Source organism: Pelistega indica (assembly GCF_000506865.1).
GTDB lineage: Bacteria > Pseudomonadota > Gammaproteobacteria > Burkholderiales > Burkholderiaceae_B > Taylorella > Taylorella indica.
This window is the reverse complement of the sequence record NZ_AYSV01000129.1, coordinates 1-19561: the sequence shown is the minus strand read 5'-3', so window position 1 is coordinate 19561 and position 19561 is coordinate 1. Positions and strand designations below refer to the sequence as shown.

Sequence of the window (19561 nt, the reverse complement as noted above, 5' to 3'; positions counted from 1 at the left end):
TCAGGTAGTCAGACGAACACATAGCCACGACCCCATCGCATCGTGCATGAGTAATTTAAGAAGCGTGTGCGTGCGATTCATAAACACATAGGCTTCGTGAGGTGCCACCTGACCAAAGCGCTGAATTGCCTTAGTGCGCAAGGTATCCATCCCCGCTCGTAAATCTGTCGCCTCACTCACCAGGATGATTCTATCTAGTGCCAGTAGGCTAGACGCTTGCTCTTGAATTCCCACTCGTTGGGCGGTCTCGATACGCATTAAAGACGGCATTGATTTCTCCTAACATACACAAAACCATAGTGTCGCGCAATTTAGCAGGAATGAATACATGTATTCACCGGACGCTTACGTAGCCAATCTTAATAAATTATTAAAAATCACCATAAACAAACCCACATCCATTCAACACAGATGTGGGTTTGTACAATTAAATGCAACAATTACACTAATTATTGATGATGGCGTTGTTTACTTTTTGCATAGTGACGAGCCACTTGTGCTTGCGCCGCTAACATAGCCAATTCAGCTTCAACAACAGCAATTTCTTCTTTAGTCTTAGCATTACGACGAGACTCTTCAGCTTTTTCTCGAGCAGCTAACGCTTTAGCTTCATCAAGATCAGCACCACGAATCGCCGTATCAGCTAACACAGTTACTGCATATGGTTGAACCTCTAAAAGACCACCAGCCACAAAAACTAGTTCTTCCGAACCATCCACATGAACAATTTTTACTTGCCCTGGACGAATACGTGAAATCAGTGGCGTATGACCTGGAAGAATACCTAATTCACCAGATTCACCAGGTAGAACAATCATCTTTGCCTCACCAGAAAAGATAGATTCTTCTACACTGACCACGTCAACTTTAATTGATTTAGTCGACATACTTAATCCTTATTATAAGGTTTTAGCTTTCTCAAAGGCTTCGTCAATTGAACCAACCATGTAGAAGGCTTGTTCTGGTAATGCATCACACTCACCTTCAACAATCATTTTGAAACCACGGATTGTTTCAGAAAGTGGAACATATTTACCAGGAGAACCAGTAAATACTTCAGCAACGTGGAACGGTTGTGATAAGAAACGTTGAATCTTACGAGCACGTGCCACCGCTTGTTTATCTTCTGGAGATAACTCATCCATACCAAGAATAGCGATAATATCGCGTAATTCTTTATAACGTTGTAGTGTTTGTTGAACAGCACGAGCTACGTTATAGTGCTCTTCACCTACTACGTGTGGGTCTAACTGACGGCTAGTTGAATCTAGAGGGTCAACCGCTGGATAAATACCTAAAGAAGCAATATCACGTGACAATACCACAGTAGAGTCTAAGTGTAAGAACGTTGTTGCTGGAGATGGGTCTGTTAAGTCATCCGCAGGTACATAAACCGCTTGGATAGACGTAATAGAACCAGTCTTAGTTGATGTAATACGCTCTTGTAATACACCCATCTCCTCTGCTAGTGTTGGTTGGTAACCTACAGCAGATGGCATACGACCTAACAGTGCTGATACCTCAGTACCTGCAAGTGTATAACGATAGATATTATCTACGAAGAATAAAATGTCACGACCTTCGTCACGGAATTTTTCAGCCATGGTCAAACCAGTCAAGGCAACACGTAAACGGTTTCCTGGTGGTTCGTTCATTTGACCAAATACCATCGCTACCTTGTCAAGTACGTTAGACTCTTCCATTTCGTGGTAGAAGTCATTACCTTCACGAGTACGCTCACCAACACCTGCGAATACAGATAAACCTGAGTGTTGCTTAGCGATGTTATTAATTAATTCCATCATGTTTACGGTTTTACCTACACCGGCACCACCGAATAGACCTACTTTACCACCTTTAGCGAATGGGCAAACTAAGTCAATTACTTTAATACCTGTTTCTAACAATTCAACAGATGGTGATAATTCATCAAACTTAGGAGCTGCTTGGTGAATGCTACGTTTCTCTTCGTGAGCGATTGGACCAGCCTCATCAATTGGGCGACCTAATACGTCCATAATACGACCAAGTGTACCGTTACCTACTGGTACAGAGATTGGTGCATTAGTACGCTCTACTGACATACCACGACGTAAACCGTCGCTTGAACCAAGTGCAATTGTACGTACAACACCGTCACCAAGTTGTTGTTGTACTTCTAATGTTAAACCTTTTTCAGCATATCCACTTTCATTGGTGTCTGCTAGAACAAGTGCTTCATAAATATGAGGCATATTGTCGCGTGGGAACTGAATATCCACCACGGCGCCGATGCACTGAACGATGGTTCCGTTACTCATGTTGTTTCCTTACTGTTAACGCTATGAAAGTAACCGTACGGACTAAACCGCAGCGGCTCCTCCCACGATTTCTGAAATTTCTTTGGTAATTGCCGCTTGACGTGTTTTGTTGTACACCAATTGTAAATCACCAATAACCTTTTTAGCATTGTCTGATGCAGCCTTCATCGCTACCATACGAGCAGATTGCTCAGACGCCATATTCTCGGCTACTGCTTGATATACCACACCCTCAACATAGCGGTGTAGCAAACTATCAATAACCTCTTTTGCACCTGGTTCAAAAATATAATCCCAGCTATATTCATGTTTTGAACCTTCATCTGCCACTATACTACCAGCCTCTGTATTAAACGGATCAGGCAAACCATCAGGTAATGGTAGCAAACGAACAAAAGTAGGAACTTGACGCATTGTATTAACGAAATCACTCGTCGCAATGTACAAGGCATCAATTTTGCCATTGATGTAGTCATCAAGCTGCACTTTTAGTGCACCGATTAATAATTCTAAATTTGGTTTATCACCAAGATTTACTTGCTGAGAAACTAAGTTCACACCTAAACGAGTAAGGAAGCCAACACCTTTGTTACCAAAAGCCGTTGCTTGAACGCTAATTCCTTTTGCATTAAATTCCTTTAAGCGATTTAATACTAAACGAGTAATGTTTGTATTTAAACCACCGCATAAACCTTTATCTGTGGTTACCAGCACGATACCAACGCTCTTAACCTCTTTACGCTCTTCCAAATATGGGTGAGTGTAATCAGGGTTCGTCATCATCATGTGCATGGCAATCTCACGTACTTTTTCCGTGTATGGACGACCAGCACGCATTCTATCTTGCGCTTTACGCATTTTAGATGCTGCTACCATTTCCATCGCTTTTGTGATCTTACGTGTATTTTGTACACTTTTGATCTTAGTACGGATTTCCTTAATTCCAGCCATGTCGCTTTCCTAGGAGATTGCTAACCTAGGCATACCTAATTACTTAGGTATGCCCCACCTTGAGTCTTTAGAAAGAGCTCGATTTTTTGAAGTTCGCTAAAATATCTTTTAACGCCGCTTCATCATCTTTTGAAAGCTCTTTTGTGCTCTCGATGCGATCTACTAAGTCAGCATGATTGTGTCTTAGTTCGTCTTTTAACGTTTTCTCGAAAGCCAATACATTGCTCACCTCTACGTCATCTAGGTAACCATTATTCACTGCATATAGTGATACAGCAAGTTCCCAAACTTTTTGTGGCTCGTATTGAGGTTGTTTTAATAATTCAACCACACGTTTACCACGTTCTAGTTGACGGCGAGTAGCTTCATCAAGATCTGATGCGAATTGAGCGAATGCCGCTAACTCTCTATACTGAGCTAAGTCAGTACGGATACCACCAGAAAGTTTTTTAACAACTTTAGTTTGTGCTGCACCACCTACACGAGAAACCGAAATACCCGCGTTAATCGCTGGACGTACACCTGCGTTAAATAAGTCTGTTTCTAGGAAGATTTGACCGTCAGTAATAGAAATCACGTTTGTCGGTACGAAAGCAGAAACGTCACCAGCTTGTGTTTCAATAATTGGCAACGCTGTTAGTGAGCCTGTTTTGCCAGTAACTTCACCATTAGTGAATTTTTCTACATATTCAGCATTTACACGAGCAGCACGCTCTAATAAACGAGAGTGTAAGTAGAATACGTCACCAGGATACGCTTCACGTCCAGGTGGGCGACGTAATAATAATGATACTTGACGATATGCCCATGCTTGTTTTGTTAAATCGTCATAAACGATTAGAGCGTCTTCACCACGATCGCGGAAGTATTCACCCATTGTACAACCAGCATAAGCAGCTAAGTATTGCATCGCTGCAGAATCAGATGCAGCAGCAGCAACAACAATTGTATACTCAAGAGCACCATGCTCTTCTAACTTACGCACAACGTTGTTGATTGTAGAAGCTTTTTGACCAATCGCAACATACACGCATTTAACGCCTGTACCTTTTTGATTGATAATAGCGTCAACAGCAACAGCTGTTTTACCAGTTTGGCGGTCACCAATAATCAACTCACGTTGCCCACGACCAATAGGTACCATAGAGTCAATAGACTTAATACCTGTTTGCATTGGTTGTGATACTGATTGACGCGCAATAACGCCTGGCGCTACTTTTTCAATAATATCTGTTTGTTTTGCGTTGATAGGTCCTTTACCATCAATTGGTTGACCTAATGTATTTACCACACGACCTAAAAGTTCTGGACCAACAGGCACTTCTAAAATACGACCTGTTGTTTTAACTGAGTCACCTTCAGATACGCCAGTGTAATCGCCTAGAATAACCGCACCAACTGAGTCGCGCTCTAAGTTAAGAGCTAGACCAAACACGTTGTTTGGAAATTCAAGCATTTCACCTTGCATCACATCTGATAGACCATGGATACGTGTAATACCGTCGGTTACTGAAACTACAGTACCCTGTGTACGAACATCGGCAGAAGCACCCAAGCCTTCGATTCGGCTTTTTAGCAATTCGCTGATTTCTGACGGATTGAGTTGCATATTCAAGACTCCTGAAATCCTGTTATTCTATGGCGCTTATTGAGCTGCCAATGTATCGCGCAAACGTATTAATTGTGCTTGCACGGATGTATCTAATACCTGATCACCCACGGTAACGCGTACGCCACCGATAATTGAGTTATCTACTGTTACTTCGGGCTTAAGTTTAACACCAAATTTTTTCTCTAAACCCACTAATAATTCATTAACTTGCTCATCACTTAATGCATAAGCACTAACGATTTTTGCAATAGCAGAACCTTCATGGCGATTTTTCAAAACCTCAAATTGCTCTGCGATCTCGGGTAAAGTGATTACTCGATCATTTTCGACTAATAGATCGATAAAATTTGATGCATCTGCTGGCATAGCACTTTTCACTAAACCAAGCAATAAGTCCTTGCGCTGCACCTTAGATAATCGTGGGTCAGTCATCACTTCTCTAACATCTTCATTTGAAGATATCTGAGCTAGTTCATTCAATGCAGTAGACCATTGCGAAATGGTATTTTTCGCACTAGCAGCCTCATACAAGGCTTCAGCATATGGACGAGCAATTGTTGATAATTCAGCCATGATGATCCTAGATTAAAGCTGTGCTTTAAGTTGATTTAACAACTCAGCATGGGTTTTTGCATCGACTTCACGACGAAGAATTTGCTCTGCACCTTTAACGGCAAGAGCAGCTACTTCATCACGTAAGCTACCACGTAAACGTTCTATCTCTAATTCAGCATCTTGTTTTGCTTGAGCTAGAATACGAGCACGTTCTGCTTCCGCTTCTTCGCGAGCAGCACTCACAATAGAAGTCGCTTGTTTCTCAGCTTCGACTAATCTTGATTGATTATCAGCTTTGGCTGATTGCTCAATTTGACTAATACGAGCTTGTGCTTGGGCCAAATCAGACTTACCTTTATCGGCAGCCGCTAAGCCTTCAGCAATTTTTTGTCGACGATCGTCAATTGCCTTGATTAGCGGAGGCCACACAAATTTCATTGTGAACCAAGCTAAGATGAAAAAGACAATCATCTGGAAAAAGAGCGTCGCGTTTAAATTCACGGTCGTTTCCCTTTTGCTATTGTTAAGGTGCCACTAGCACGCAACACCTGGAATTCTCTTACTGAATTGAGTGGGATGAGGACTTTTTTAGTCCTACATCACTTCATCCAGTTCACTAACCACCAAACTGATGGTAAATTTCTTGCTAGTTATTAAGCACCAAATGGGCTAGCAAACGCAAATAACATCGCAATACCAACACCGATTAGGAACGCAGCGTCAATAAGACCAGCTAACAAGAACATTTTAGTTTGTAATGCATTCATCAACTCTGGTTGACGAGCAGAAGCTTCTAAATATTTGCCTCCCATGATTCCGATACCGATGCACGCACCGATAGCACCTAAACCAATAATAAAAGCGCAAGCAAGAGCTACGAAAGCTGATGTGGCCATAACAACTCCTTGTGGTAATGAACCTAAATAAAAAAGATGAAAAAACTACTTAAATTAACTAAGACAATCAATAAATCGCCTTACCGAAGAGCCTATAGACAAAGAATACCCCGTCTATAGGCACAAACCTTTAGTGACCCTCATGCGCCTGGCCTAAATAGACCAGTGTAAGCATCATAAAAATGAATGCTTGCAACAAGATAATCAAAATAATGGAAAATAGCCCAGATTGATCCCGCTAACACGTGCCCCACGCCCAAGCTAAGACTCAATGCATTAAAGCCAGTCCACGCACCACCCAACAAGGCAATAAGCATGAACACCAATTCACCCGCGAACATGTTACCAAAAAGTCGCATACCTAACGAAACGGTTTTTGCAGCATATTCAATCAAATTTAATAAAAAGTTAGCTGGAACTAATAAGATAGCGCCCACACCATGAGCATGGAATGGCGCAGTAAACAATTCTTTAACAAAATGACCACCACCTTTTACTTTGATACCATAGTAAAAAGAAAGAAGCAAAATACATAAAGACATGCCTAACGGAATATTTAAATCCGCTGTAGGAAGAATACGATGATAATACAAAGGACCATGATGATGGTGATCACCAGCTAGCCCAATCCATGAGAATACTTGACCCAACAAATCCACCGGAACCAAGTCCAGCGCATTCATAGCAACAATCCATAAGAACACTGTTAACGCCAGTGGAGCAATAAATTTGCGAGACTCTGCGTTATTGACAATGCTTTTTGCTTGATCAGCAACCATTTCAACAACCATTTCAACACCAGCTTGGAATCTACCTGGAACACCATTAGTTGCTTTACGAGCAGCCAAATAAAGCACAAAAATAACAACTAATCCAGTAGCAATAGACCAAAACAAAGAGTCATAGTTAATAATACCAAAATCAGCAATATTGGTTTGCTTCTCACCTACATTATTAAAATGTACTAAATGGTGCTGAATATAATACTGCTGTGGTGATACGCCTTCTGCTGCAGCCATTTGCCCTATTCCCCCAAAGACCAATCTCTTAAAGACCAAAGATAAATTTTTAACCTTGCTTATATCTTGCGAAACATAAGCAACAATACATATGCTTTCATGACCGAAATCAAACCAAGCAACAACGCCGGCCAAACAATAAAACCAGCAGCAAACTTTGCCAGCAATACTAGTAACAGAATGGTACCAACAATTTTTATGCCCTCAGCAATAAAAAGCGTACCAGCTGATGCATCTGCATTTGCATACAACCGCATCAACATCCTCACTACCACTAATGCTGTTGGAATGAAATACGCCATCCCACCCGCAAAAGCCGATAACATAGGCAACTTACCTGAAATTAGCCCAGCCAACAGAGACACCACAATCAGCAAAGCTAATTGTGCCATCAGTATCTGCACCAGCCCTTTTGCTGCATGGGCATTCATACGAATGCGTTCTTCTGTGCTTAGCTTTACGGCTGTCAAACCAGATTCCTATGTTAACGCCTGCGTTTATTTGATCACAAAATCAATACATTAAGTGTCAAATAAGTTACACTTGATTCAAAAACTCAATCTTGTAGAGTATAGCCTGTTTCGGCCTCAAAAGCAAATATTTCAAGTAATTTCGTTACATATTTTTGAAGTTTGGCGCACGTTTTTCTACAAATGCTGACATCCCTTCTTTTTGATCCTCTAAGGCAAATGTTGCATGAAATACACGACGCTCATAAGCTAAGCCTTGCTCCAAGGTTGTTTCTAGTGCCGCATTAACACATTGCTTGGCCATCATTAGTACTGGCGAAGAGAAATTTGCCATACCGTCAGCAATCTTGATAACCTCATCCAAGAAATTCTCATTAGGCAATATCCTTGCAACTAAACCAGCACTTTCGGCTTCTTGAGCATCCATAAAACGACCTGTTAACACCAAGTCCATTGCCTTAGCTTTACCTACGGCACGAGTAAGCCGTTGAGTACCACCAAGACCAGGAATCGTACCTAGCTTAATTTCTGGCTGACCAAATTTGGCGTTTTCAGCAGCATAAATCAAATCACACATCATGGCTAATTCACAACCACCACCTAGCGCATACCCTGAGACAGCAGCGATAACGGGCTTACGAATGCTAGTCTTCATTGTCTCCCAGAAGCCACCAATATAATCAGATTTGTAAACATCCATATATGACCATTTTTGCATCGCCGAAATATCAGCACCTGCAGCAAATGCTTTTTCACTACCTGTTAGCACAATAACATGTACGTTTTCATTTTTCTCTAATGCTAACAACTCATTACTTAGGGCAAGCATAATGTCATTATTTAATGCATTTAGCACTTTAGGACGATTAAGCGTAAGAATACCTACCTTACCTTGGATAGTTGAGAGTACTAACTGTTCTGACATAATGGTCTCCGATAATTTATACACCACAAAAAGTAAACTATTTTAAATATAAATCAACAATTATTATCCCGAAAAGCATTTGACTATGCAATTAGTGAAATTCAGGATATATTCATAATATATAACCATTTTAACGATCTCTTTTTTAGAAGAAATTCACATGAAAGACATTTTGTACCGTATTTTTCCTGCTGATGTTGCTGGACACCTTTTTTCTATTGAAATTCACATTAAAAAACCAGAAAAGAATGGCCAAATTCTTAGTTTGCCCACATGGATTCCTGGTTCATATTTAGTACGTGATTTTTCTCGTCATATTCAAAAACTCACTGCTCGCACTGATAAAAAAGTTTTGGATATTGCCAAGTTAGATAACCATAGCTGGCAAATTGAAGGCACTAAACATCCCATTACCGTCTCTTATCTCGTCTATGCTTGGGACTTATCTGTGCGTGCTGCCCATTTAGATGAAACTCATGGTTTTTTTAATGGTAGCAGTGTTTTTTTACAAGTACATGGACAAGAAGACTCTCCTTGTTATCTGGATATCAATCCTCCTACCCACCGTCAAGACTGGAAAGTCTATACTAGTCTCCCAGAGGCAAATAAAGAAAAAGGGGGAGCAAAACATCATGGCTTTGGTTTATATGTTGCCCCAAATTACGATGCCTTGATTGACCACCCTGTTGAAATGGGTACGCCACAAGTTATTAGCTTTGTTGTTTGTGGAGCTCGTCACGAAATGGTCTTTACGGGACTTATCCCAAATGTAGACTTAGAACGAATTGCGAGAGATACAGCCAAAATTTGTGAGTATCAAATTAACTTCTTTGAGCCTAAAACACATCAAGCTCCCTTTTTAGACAGTAGTGACCGTTATGTATTTATGACGATGGTGACAGGAACAGATTATGGTGGCCTAGAACATCGATCAAGTACGGCACTAGTTGCCTCTCGTGGCGATTTACCGGTTATTGGACAAGAAGGCATGACTGATGGTTATTGCCAATTCTTGGGTTTGATTAGTCATGAGTATTTCCACACATGGAATGTCAAACGCATAAAACCACAACGCTTTGCTCCCTACAATCTCACACAAGCGACTCCAACACCGCTATTATGGATTTTTGAAGGCTTTACTTCTTATTACGATGACTTAGTGCTCTTACGCACAGGCATCATTGATGAAACACGCTATTTAAGCCTACTCCAAAAAACGATTAACTCAGTATATACAAGCCCTGGGCGCTTAAAACAGAGTGTCGCTGAGAGCTCTTTTGACGCCTGGACAAAATACTACAAACAAGATGAGAATTCTCTAAATGCCATTATCAGTTACTACACGAAGGGTTCTTTAGTGGCATTAGGGTTGGATTTACTGATTCGTCATAAAACAGAGAGCAAAAAATCTCTTGATGACTTTATGCGTTTACTCTGGAAAAAATATGGACGTGATTTCTATAAGAAAGCCACTCAAAAGGGCTTAAAAGAAGAGAATGTTGTCGATTTGATTCATGAAGCAACAGGAGTCAATACACAATCTTTCGTTCAATGTTATGCTCTTGGGACAGAAGATATTCCATTAGATACTCTTTGGGCGCCATTTAAAGTCGAACTTCAAAAAGAAAATATAAATGACAACAGCCTACAAATAAAGACTAAAAATATAAATGGTCAATGTCAGATTACACATGTCATTGAAGGTGGTAATGCCCATGTAGCTGGATTATCAGCTGGAGATTTCTTGGTAGCTATTGATTATATCCGTGTTGATGGGCAAAATCTAGATACATTACTCAAACGATATCGCCCAGATGATACCCTAGATATCCATGTTTTTAGACGCGATGAATTAAGATGTTTTAAATGCACATTACAAACTAAAGATATTAAGTTTGTACTTAAAAAAATTTAAGCTATCACATTATTAAGCACATCAAGAACACTTATTGACACACAGCACAATAAGTGTTCTTTTTTATATTGAGATAGTGCCAAGTACTTGTTTTGGCATTAAAAATGGCTAATTTCCCAACTAGAGTATCACCCTCACCAATCAACAGTTTAATAGCTTCCACCGCTTGCATACTGCCGATTACACCCAATAATGGAGAGAAAACACCTAACGTAGCACAATTATCAGGTGCCAGATTATCTTCTGGATCAAATAGACAAGCATAGCAAGGACTCGTAGGTTCCCTAAAATCAAAACTCGTCACCATCCCTTCCCACTTTATGGCTGCTCCTGCGACTAATGGCTTTTTTAAGTCAATCACAAATTTTATTAAGTACCTGACGAGTATTATAGTTATCACTACAATCCAAAACTAAATCCACCTCTTGGATCAGTACGGTCATATCATCTAAAGATGGCCTATTAGGAAAAGTTTTTATTTGAACTAAAGGATTAAGTGCTAATAACGTTTGACGAGCGGAGTCAACTTTTCTTAATCCTATATTGTCAGTTTTATGAATAATTTGACGCTGTAAATTACTTAATTCCACGTCATCATCATCAACCAACGTCAAGTGCCCCACTCCAGCTGCAGCTAAATACATTGCGACCGGTGAGCCTAACCCACCAAGACCCAATATCAATACCTTACTATTGCTTAAACGTTCTTGCCCTTTAAACCCAAAATCTTCTAGCATTAGGTGACGAGCATAACGCAACATGAATTCATCATTCATCTCTGGTCAGTCACCTTTGTGCTCAAGCACTTTATCAATGGCTTTATCCAAAGCTTTTTCTGGTACTTTATTTAAGTTTGAAGAAGGTACCGAGGTTGATGATCCCTTATCGGAGAGTTCTTTATTTTTAGCGTCCTTAGTCACTTCTTTAGCATCCCTACTCTCATGCTTCATCCCCACTCGAGAATCCACACCACTCACCGTAGCACCGTCTGATTGAGCTTGAATGACGCCTTGGTTGACTTTTTCTCCTTTCAAAAACCGAATCGCTTGTTGAAGCTGGAAATCTTGATCTGAACCAAACTCATACATATTTTTGGCATCAACAATTTTTACCTCTGTATTATCAACCGGCTTAGTTTCAGCTTTTTTCTCTGGGACAGATTCATGCAATAAATGATCATCTAAATCTACTTCTCTTGGCGAAGAAAATAAATCACCTTTTTCTGTATCAGACACAACTACATCAGGTGTAATGCCTGTCGCCTGAATTGAACGACCACTCGGAGTATAGTAGCGTGCTGTTGTTAATTTGATACCAGTCTCATCATCAATCGGCATAACAACTTGGACAGACCCCTTACCAAAACTACGGTTACCCATAATAGTAGCTCGTTTAAAGTCTTGTAAAGCACCCGCCACAATCTCTGATGCTGAAGCCGATCCAACATTAATCAATACCACCATTGGCACAGAGTGCAACCACGGAGGGAGATTTTTAAGTACGGCAGTATTTTGCAAGATATTATCTGGTATATATCGGGAAAACTCTTCGACCACCTGATTTCTAGCCTTGGTTGATACGATTGAACCCTGTGTATTTGCAAAAATTTGTACCACCCCTACCGATACATTTAACAATCCCCCTGGATTATTACGCAAATCTAATACAATGGCTTTTGGTGTAGTTTTAATAGACCGGATCTGTGCCACTAAGTCATTAACGGTATTTGTTTGAAATTGTGATAACCTGAAATAAGCAATATCGCCCACTAATTTACTACGGACACTTTTGACTTTAATCAGCTCTCTTTTTAAATGAATATCTAATAGCTTACCTTGTCGACTCACCTTTAATGTCACGGCTGAACCTGGTTCTCCACGTAACATTTTAATGACATCACTAATATCTTTTTCTTTTGTATTAACATCATTAATACTTACCACTAAGTCTCCCGGCAAAACACCTGCTTTAGCCGCTGGAGTCCCTTCGATAGGTGAAATAATTTTGATATAACCTTTTTCTTCACCAATCTCAATACCTAAACCACCAAACTCACCGTCGGTTTCTTCTTGTAAATCAATCATATCTTCTTTATCAAGATAAGCAGAGTGAGGATCTAATTTGTCCACCATACCTGCTATAGCTGCATCAATCAGCTCTTTATCACTAACAGGCTCAACATATTGATTTTTGACCAACGAAAAAGCTCGTGCAAATCGACGCAACTCTTCATAAGCTTGTGCTGGATCATGCTCAGCATCTACTGGTGTCGCTTGCAATGAATCAGGAATAGTAGTTCCTTTAACCTCTTCCTGAGCATAGACTAAGCCACTAGAGAAAAGCCCTATAATAATTATTCGATATAATCGGCTTAACAATTTAATTCTCCTCTTATTGTGCTAACCATTGTAATGGATCGACAGGTCTACTGCCTTGTCTAATTTCAAAATAGACAGCAGGTTCAACTTGGCCACCAGTCGAGCCAGCCCTAGCAACAACTTGACCCGTTTTTACAGTATCACCGACACCTTTTGACAAACTCTGGTTATAACCGTAAACGCTCATATAGCCACCGCCATGATCGACAATAATCAAATTTCCAAAACCTCTTACCCAATTGGCGAATACCACTTGACCACTTGCAACTGCCTTAACTGGAGCCCCAGCCGATGCATTAATTAAAATACCTCGCCAAACATCACCCGTATCAGGTCGTGTCTGTCCAAACCTACCAGCCAAACTACCACGAATAGGCCATGGAGATCCACGTGATAACCCTTTACTAATATCACTACTAGAAGAAGCTTCTGCACGTCTATCATCTTCCTTAGCTTTAGCTAATAATAACTGTGCCTCTCTCGCTTTTTCTTGTGCAATTCTTGCTTTCGCTCGCTCAATCTCTGCTTCTTCCGACTGTTGACGCACCAAGGTAATAGATTGTTGCGCGCGTTTTTGTTGATCAAGTGCCTCTTGTATTTTTTTCTTAGCTATTTCTTGCTCTGCTGGACTTAAGGCAAAACCAAACGCCTGCTCTGCTTTTTTGACATTCGCAGCAGCCGCTCTTTGACTTGCAATCGCCTCCATCTGAGCCTGTCTTGCTTTCTCTCTTAATATTTTCGCTTTTTGTAATTGCTCTTGTGCTAGTCTAGCCTGTTCTTGAGCAATAGCCGCTTTTCGTTCACGCTCTGCAGCAATTTGTTTACGCCGCTCTTCTGCCTGTTTTTGGCGACGAATTTCCGCTTGCCTTAATGCCTCTTCTTTGTGTACGGATATTATTTTCAATACCAGCGATAATTCGAGTTAAACGAGCATCATCCTCTTTTAACTGACCCGCTTGCTGACGGCGTTTTTTGATGTCACCTTCAATTTTGCTCAGTTTATTCTGATAACTTTGCTGCTCTTTCTCTAAATCTTTTTTCGCTTGAGCTGTTTGACTCGCTAAATTGCTCAAATTTTTCTGATGATTTTGAGCCTTCTTTTTAACGGCGGCTAAACGGTTTAATTCTTTTTTGAGGTTTTCTGCTGACTTAGCACGCGCTTTAGAAATATAGCTAAGGTAAATAAAGTCTCGACTTAATTTTTTGCGCATCTTTTCCAGATAATAATGCCGACCATGGTGATATACCACTCGTATATTGTTCTTTTAGCTGCTCAGCTAAATCATTAAGACTTTCCTCTAGAATATTTTGCTGTATTTTTTCTTCCTCTTTCACGTCACTTAAATCGTTTTTAGCTTCTTGCTCTTTGTCTAGCAAACTATCAAGCTTACGACTCATATCAGAAATAGCACTTTCTGATTGACGTAAATCCTCAAGGACATCTTTACGATTTGTCTCTTGTTTATTGATTTGGGTGTTAAGTTTATTAATCTGACTTTGTAGTTCGGCTCGTTGCTTTTCTACTTGTGCTTGTTGAGCACTCAGACTAGAGATGGACTGTGCATAAACAGGCACAGTCCAACCCAATATTGTTAAAACAAAAATACAGCGTTTCACGTTTACTTAGCTTTACCTTGTGCAGCAACAGCAGCTAATGCCGCTGCAATAGCTTCCTGATCACCTAAATAATAATGACGAATTGGCTTTAAATTTTCATCCAACTCATAAACCAATGGCTGACCTGTTGGGATATTTAGCTTCAAAATTTCTTCTTCACTCATATCCTCTAAATACTTGATTAATGCCCTGATACTATTACCATGTGCCGTAATCAAGACTTTTTTGCCCGCTTTAATATCTGCCGCAATTTCATCATTCCAAATTGGAATCACACGAGCTACCGTATCTTTTAAACATTCAGTACGTGGCAACTCTTCCGGTTTCAAACCTGCATAACGTGCATCAAAGCGAGGATGACGCTCATCATCTAAACTTAATGGATTCGGTGCAATCGCATAGGCACGACGCCAAATAAGCACCTGCTCCTCACCATATTCTGCTGCTGTTTCTGCCTTATTTAACCCTTGCAAAGCACCATAGTGACGCTCATTTAATCGCCAGCTTTTTTTCACAGGCAAATACATCATATCCATAGCATCAAGCGCTGTCCACAAGGTACGGATAGCTCGCTTTAAGACAGAAACATAAGCCACATCAAATGTATAACCTTCACTTTTTAATAGCTTACCTGCATCCCAAGCCTGTTGACGACCTGTTTCAGTAATATCGACATCAGCCCAACCTGTAAAACGGTTTTCTAAGTTCCATTGGCTTTCACCATGACGCATCAAAACAATTTTATACATTTTTATTTCCAAAAAAAGTTAAACAATTTTCGTATATTTTAGCGAACTATTCTCTATAAATCTTTAGCTACTTTATAATCACTAAATTAAGTTCAAAAATTACCTTAAATAGGACAAAGCTGTGGATTTTTTATACTATCAAAACACTATTTTTTATATTTATTTTTGGCGCTATTGCTGGTTTCATGCTACTTTTTACAGCCAAAAGAGGGGCTAACGGTCAAGGAGCACTTTCTGCCAAAGAGGCCATTCAGCTTTCAAATACCGAAAAAGCTCAATTTATTGATATTCGCCCCCAAGAAGAACTTTAAAAAATCATCTATACCCCAATCTAAGAATTTTCCCAAGGATAGTATCGAAAGTAAAATAGCCGATCTTCCTAAAAAACCTTTAATTCTCGTCTGTGACAAAGGCATTACCGCACAACAAACCGCTAAACTATTGAAAAAGCAAAATGTTGAGAATGTCTATTGGATTAAAGGTGGGTTAAATGAATGGTTGAGTGAAGGTCTACCAGTTAAAAGTCGATCTTCTTCAAAAGCATAACTCTACAATGACTCTAAAGGTGACAACTATGAGTAAAGTAACGATGTACTATAAAACAACTTGCCCTTATTGTATGCGTGCAGAAAAACTGCTAAAAGAGCGAGGCGTAACAGATTTAGAAAAAATTAATATCGAAACAAATCGTGAGGCTCGTGCCGAAATGATTGAGCGCTCATCAGGTCGTACTACTGTTCCTCAAATTTTTATTAATGGAATTCACGTTGGTGGCTGTGATGATATTCATGCATTAGATGCAGAAGGCAAACTCGTATCTATGCTTTCAGCATAGTCCAACCATTTATATCTATAAGGAATTAAGATGACAACCGAAAATACAGCACAAACACCAGATGCAGAACAAAACCAGCAAGCCTTTGCGCTACAACGTGTCTATTTAAAAGACGTGTCATTAGAAATGCCTAATGCACCTCACATTTTCCTAGAACAAGAAGCACCAAACGTAGAAATTGCGCTTAATGTGGGTGGTCAACGTCTTGCAGAAACAGTGTTTGAATCAACTGTACGCGTTACCATCACCACAAAGATTGCTGAGCAAGTTGTTTATCTATTAGAAGCAACTCAAGCAGGTATCTTTGAAATCGCCAATTTCGATGATGGACAGCTTGACCCACTATTAGGTATTGTTTGCCCTTCTATGTTATTCCCTTACCTACGTGCTAATGTTGCCGATATTATCAATCGTACTTCATTACCTCCATTGCACCTAGCTGAGGTGAATTTCCAAACACTATATGAGCAAAATATCCAAGCTGCTCAACAAGAAACAAAACAGTAACATGAAAATAGCAACCGCATCCGATTTACGTACTCTCGTTATTGGTGCGGGCAGCTGGGGTACTGCCCTAGCTGCAGCGTCTTCTGTCAATAGCAATACGCTGTTATGGTGCCGTCATCAAGATCAAGCTGAGCATATTAGCCTTCACCATACCAACCCACGATATTTACCTGATTTACCCCTCCCCCCATCATTACAAGCCACTCATGATGAACAACTCGCTATCCATTTTTTGGCAGAACAACCCAACCAAGCACTAATTATTCTTGGGGTCCCTGTCGTAGCCATGCGTGAAACGGTTGCTCATTGGTATCAGTTATTATCCAACCAACAATTAAGCCATATTCCAATTATTTGGACATGCAAAGGCTTTGAGCAAAGCAGTGGTTTACTACCTCACGAAGTGGTAAAGTCTGTCAGCCTATTTCCATATTATGGCGTCTTATCAGGTCCTTCATTTGCTAAAGAAGTGGTACAACAATTACCTGTTGCTCTCACTATAGCGAGTCATAGCACAGTAGTAAAAGAGCGTACCACCCAAGTGTTACATAATCATTTTTGTCGTATTTACCAAAGTGATGACATTATAGGTGTAGAAGTTGGAGGAGCACTCAAAAATATTGTTGCCATTGCTTGTGGCATTGCTGATGGTTTAGGACTAGGTCACAACGCTAGAGCCGCACTCATTACACGTGGACTAGCAGAAATCACGCGTTTAGGTCTAGCTATGGGAGGACACGCTCAAACATTTGCTGGCTTAACTGGGCTTGGTGATTTAGTGCTGACAGCAACTGGTGATCTATCACGCAATCGCCAAGTGGGACTAGCCTTAGCAAAAGGACAAACACTATCCGATATAGTGGCATCAGGAATTACAGCAGAGGGCGTTCGAAGCGCCAGAGATACTTTTTTACGCGCTCAGCAACTCCAGATTGACATGCCAATTACCCAAGCTGTATGTCATATACTCTTTGACAACTATCCGCCGACTCAAGCTGTTCATGAGTTATTGACCAGAGAAGCAAAACCAGAAATTCGTTAAGTTACAGGAAAAAGATTATGTTTGAACATATTGAGTTTTATCCAGGAGATCCCATTCTCAGCTTAGTTGAAAAATTCAATGCCGACCCTAGAGCACATAAAGTCAATCTAAGTATCGGTATTTACTTTGATGAGAATGGCAAACTCCCCGTTCTTTCTAGTGTAAGAAAAGCTGAAATTGACAGAGCGAAACAAGCACACCCTCGTGGCTATTTACCGATGGAGGGTTTAGCTACCTATCGCACTGGCGTACAAAACCTTCTGTTCGGTGCTGATCATCCAGCTTTAAAAGAAAATCGCATCGCCACCATCCAAACACTAGGTGGCTCTGGTGCCCTGAAAATTGGGGCTGATTTTCTAAAAAAATGGTTCCCACAATCCAAAGCCTATGTCAGTGACCCAACGTGGGATAATCATAGAAGTATTTTTGAAGGTGCCGGTTTTGAAGTAGGTACATACCCATACTATGATGCTGAAAAAATTGATGTGAAATTTGAAGAAATGCTCAATTTCTTTAAATCATTGGCCCCACAAAGCATCCTCATCCTGCACCCATGTTGCCATAATCCGACAGGTGTTGACCTAAGCCATGAACAATGGGATATCGTTTTACAAGTCATCAAAGACAAACAGCTGATTCCATTTATGGATATTGCCTATCAAGGCTTTGGAGATAACCTTAAACAAGATACGTACGCCATTCAAAAAGCGATTGATCTAGGCTTATCACTCTTTATCAGCAACTCTTTCTCAAAAAATCTTTCTTTTTATGGTGAACGTGTTGGTGGTTTAAGCGTTGTCTGCCCAAACAGTGAAGAAGCAGCTCTTGTCTTTGGTCAATTAAAAGCAGGCGTCCGTCGTGTATATTCTAGCCCTCCGGCTCATGGTGGTTTTATCACCGCTCAAGTACTAAATACACCAGAGCTATTTGCGGAATGGGAAAACGAAGTCGCCACTATGCGAGATCGTATTAAAAACATGCGTCAAAAATTACACCAAGCCTTAACAGCAAAACAACCAAACCGTAATTTTGATTACTTCATTAAACAACGAGGCATGTTTAGTTATACGGGTTTAAACCCTGCACAAGTACAGCGCTTACAAGATGAATTTGCGATTTATTTAGTGGGCTCTGGACGTATGTGTGTAGCTGGGCTAAATGAATCTAATATTGACTATGTAGCTGATGCTTTTGCACAAGTCATGTAAGCTCAATTCCTTGATGTCATTCATCCCTTTTCACGTCACTTACTTGCTTAGGGATCATGTTAGTCTCATTCAAGACCACTTCTAAGGTCATTATGCTTAAGCGCTTCGTAAGCGTCCGGTGAACACATGTATTCATTCCTGCTAAATTGCGCGACACTAAGGTTTTGTGTATGTTAGGAGAAATCAATGCCGTCTTTAATGCGTATCGAGACCGCCCAACGAGTGGGAATTCAAGAGCAAGCGTCTAGCCTACTGGCACTAGATAGAATCATCCTGGTGAGTGAGGCGACAGATTTACGAGCAGGGATGGATACCTTGCGCACTAAGGCAATTCAGCGCTTTGGTCAGGTGGCACCTCACGAAGCCTATGTGTTTATGAATCGCACGCACACGCTTCTTAAATTACTCATGCACGATGCGATGGGGTCGTGGCTATGTGTTCGTCGACTACATGAAGGACGCTTTCACGGTGCAGGCTCACGGATGAATCCGGCACTGTCAGCAGAACAACTGCAGGCCTTAGCCTTGGGGCTGCCTTGGCATCGTTTAGGTGAAGCCGGTATCTATCGTTATTGTWCTGWT

The 19561-nt window shown here is 40.6% G+C and carries 25 protein-coding genes and 1 pseudogene; 8 read left to right on the top strand and 18 right to left on the bottom strand.

The genetic code is table 11. From position 1 onward, the window contains the following. The 11 genes and pseudogenes from tnpB (V757_RS0115185) to V757_RS26330 form a co-directional block, all read right to left on the bottom strand. Positions 1-270 carry an IS66 family insertion sequence element accessory protein TnpB gene (tnpB, locus tag V757_RS0115185; protein ID WP_023953102.1) on the bottom strand — a complete coding sequence of 90 codons (270 nt, stop codon included), beginning with the start codon at positions 268-270 and terminating at the stop codon, positions 1-3. A gap of 179 nt (positions 271-449) precedes the next feature. Continuing rightward, positions 450-887 carry a F0F1 ATP synthase subunit epsilon gene (locus V757_RS26375; RefSeq protein ID WP_023953100.1) on the bottom strand — a complete coding sequence of 146 codons (438 nt, stop codon included), beginning with the start codon at positions 885-887 and terminating at the stop codon, positions 450-452. A gap of 12 nt (positions 888-899) precedes the next feature. Further along, positions 900-2300: a F0F1 ATP synthase subunit beta gene (gene atpD / locus V757_RS26370; protein WP_023953098.1), complete on the bottom strand. Its 1401-nt coding sequence runs from the start codon at positions 2298-2300 to the stop codon at positions 900-902. A 42-nt stretch (positions 2301-2342) separates the two neighbouring features. Beyond that, positions 2343-3251, bottom strand: a complete 909-nt coding sequence (atpG, locus tag V757_RS26365) for a F0F1 ATP synthase subunit gamma (RefSeq protein ID WP_023953096.1) — start codon at positions 3249-3251, stop codon at positions 2343-2345. 67 nt (positions 3252-3318) lie between these two features. Next, positions 3319-4860 carry a F0F1 ATP synthase subunit alpha gene (gene atpA, locus V757_RS26360; protein WP_023953094.1) on the bottom strand — a complete coding sequence of 514 codons (1542 nt, stop codon included), beginning with the start codon at positions 4858-4860 and terminating at the stop codon, positions 3319-3321. A gap of 36 nt (positions 4861-4896) precedes the next feature. Then, positions 4897-5436 carry a F0F1 ATP synthase subunit delta gene (locus tag V757_RS26355; protein WP_023953092.1) on the bottom strand — a complete coding sequence of 180 codons (540 nt, stop codon included), beginning with the start codon at positions 5434-5436 and terminating at the stop codon, positions 4897-4899. A gap of 12 nt (positions 5437-5448) precedes the next feature. Next, positions 5449-5919: a F0F1 ATP synthase subunit B gene (locus tag V757_RS26350; protein ID WP_023953090.1), complete on the bottom strand. Its 471-nt coding sequence runs from the start codon at positions 5917-5919 to the stop codon at positions 5449-5451. Between the two features lie 152 nt (positions 5920-6071). Next, the gene (gene atpE / locus V757_RS26345; RefSeq protein WP_023953087.1) at positions 6072-6314 is read right to left on the bottom strand and encodes a F0F1 ATP synthase subunit C; all 243 of its coding nucleotides are present in this window, start codon (positions 6312-6314) and stop codon (positions 6072-6074) included. Between the two features lie 130 nt (positions 6315-6444). Continuing rightward, positions 6445-7333: pseudogene (gene atpB / locus V757_RS26340) on the bottom strand (F0F1 ATP synthase subunit A). A gap of 59 nt (positions 7334-7392) precedes the next feature. Further along, positions 7393-7803: an ATP synthase subunit I gene (locus tag V757_RS26335; RefSeq protein WP_023953085.1), complete on the bottom strand. Its 411-nt coding sequence runs from the start codon at positions 7801-7803 to the stop codon at positions 7393-7395. A gap of 145 nt (positions 7804-7948) precedes the next feature. Then, positions 7949-8728 (bottom strand): enoyl-CoA hydratase, encoded by a 780-nt coding sequence (locus V757_RS26330; RefSeq protein WP_023953084.1) that lies wholly within the window; start codon positions 8726-8728, stop codon positions 7949-7951. 154 nt (positions 8729-8882) lie between these two features. Here V757_RS26330 and V757_RS26325 point away from each other — a divergent pair, with 154 nt between their 5' ends. Continuing rightward, positions 8883-10643, top strand: a complete 1761-nt coding sequence (locus tag V757_RS26325; protein WP_052019446.1) for a M61 family metallopeptidase — start codon at positions 8883-8885, stop codon at positions 10641-10643. 31 nt (positions 10644-10674) lie between these two features. On the opposite strand, the gene V757_RS29815 is transcribed toward V757_RS26325, so the two are convergent. Genes V757_RS29815 through gpmA form a run of 7 tightly spaced genes read right to left on the bottom strand, consistent with a single transcriptional unit; the run spans position 10675 to position 15387 of the window. Beyond that, a complete protein-coding gene (locus V757_RS29815; RefSeq protein WP_315970392.1) occupies positions 10675-11004 on the bottom strand; it encodes a HesA/MoeB/ThiF family protein in 330 nt (109 codons plus the stop codon). Beyond that, positions 10997-11419 (bottom strand): HesA/MoeB/ThiF family protein, encoded by a 423-nt coding sequence (locus V757_RS29810; RefSeq protein ID WP_315970391.1) that lies wholly within the window; start codon positions 11417-11419, stop codon positions 10997-10999. The genes V757_RS29815 and V757_RS29810 overlap by 8 nt, the downstream gene beginning before the upstream one ends. A 6-nt stretch (positions 11420-11425) precedes the next feature. Next, on the bottom strand, positions 11426-13021 hold the full coding sequence (locus V757_RS0115170; protein WP_023953079.1) for a S41 family peptidase: 1596 nt from the start codon (positions 13019-13021) through the stop codon (positions 11426-11428). Between the two features lie 13 nt (positions 13022-13034). After that, the gene (locus tag V757_RS27725) at positions 13035-13925 is read right to left on the bottom strand and encodes a murein hydrolase activator EnvC family protein (protein ID WP_052019444.1); all 891 of its coding nucleotides are present in this window, start codon (positions 13923-13925) and stop codon (positions 13035-13037) included. Further along, entirely contained in the window at positions 13843-14232 is a 390-nt protein-coding gene (locus V757_RS27720; RefSeq protein WP_052019441.1) for a hypothetical protein, read from the bottom strand. Before V757_RS27720 ends, V757_RS27725 begins: the two co-directional genes overlap by 83 nt. Continuing rightward, on the bottom strand, positions 14195-14638 hold the full coding sequence (locus V757_RS27715) for a hypothetical protein (protein ID WP_052019440.1): 444 nt from the start codon (positions 14636-14638) through the stop codon (positions 14195-14197). The genes V757_RS27720 and V757_RS27715 overlap by 38 nt, the downstream gene beginning before the upstream one ends. Before the next feature lie 2 nt (positions 14639-14640). Beyond that, positions 14641-15387, bottom strand: coding sequence for a 2,3-diphosphoglycerate-dependent phosphoglycerate mutase (gene gpmA / locus V757_RS26310; protein WP_023953077.1), 747 nt, complete (start codon positions 15385-15387; stop codon positions 14641-14643). Positions 15388-15572: 185 nt separating this feature from the next. Here gpmA and V757_RS29705 point away from each other — a divergent pair, with 185 nt between their 5' ends. From V757_RS29705 to tnpB (V757_RS28510), 7 genes are all read left to right on the top strand, one after another. After that, positions 15573-15698: a hypothetical protein gene (locus tag V757_RS29705; RefSeq protein ID WP_261796562.1), complete on the top strand. Its 126-nt coding sequence runs from the start codon at positions 15573-15575 to the stop codon at positions 15696-15698. Continuing rightward, positions 15670-15933: a rhodanese-like domain-containing protein gene (locus V757_RS26305; RefSeq protein ID WP_245587053.1), complete on the top strand. Its 264-nt coding sequence runs from the start codon at positions 15670-15672 to the stop codon at positions 15931-15933. The genes V757_RS29705 and V757_RS26305 overlap by 29 nt, the downstream gene beginning before the upstream one ends. 28 nt (positions 15934-15961) lie before the next feature. Further along, positions 15962-16222 (top strand): glutaredoxin 3, encoded by a 261-nt coding sequence (gene grxC / locus V757_RS26300; RefSeq protein WP_023953074.1) that lies wholly within the window; start codon positions 15962-15964, stop codon positions 16220-16222. Between the two features lie 30 nt (positions 16223-16252). Continuing rightward, positions 16253-16729 (top strand): protein-export chaperone SecB, encoded by a 477-nt coding sequence (gene secB / locus V757_RS26295; RefSeq protein WP_023953072.1) that lies wholly within the window; start codon positions 16253-16255, stop codon positions 16727-16729. Position 16730: 1 nt separating this feature from the next. Continuing rightward, positions 16731-17771 carry an NAD(P)H-dependent glycerol-3-phosphate dehydrogenase gene (locus V757_RS26290; RefSeq protein WP_023953070.1) on the top strand — a complete coding sequence of 347 codons (1041 nt, stop codon included), beginning with the start codon at positions 16731-16733 and terminating at the stop codon, positions 17769-17771. A gap of 17 nt (positions 17772-17788) precedes the next feature. After that, positions 17789-18979: an amino acid aminotransferase gene (locus V757_RS26285; protein ID WP_023953068.1), complete on the top strand. Its 1191-nt coding sequence runs from the start codon at positions 17789-17791 to the stop codon at positions 18977-18979. A 186-nt stretch (positions 18980-19165) separates the two neighbouring features. Continuing rightward, positions 19166-19561, top strand: a 396-nt coding sequence (tnpB, locus tag V757_RS28510) for an IS66 family insertion sequence element accessory protein TnpB (RefSeq protein WP_023953066.1), incomplete at its 3' end; no start/stop codon positions are given.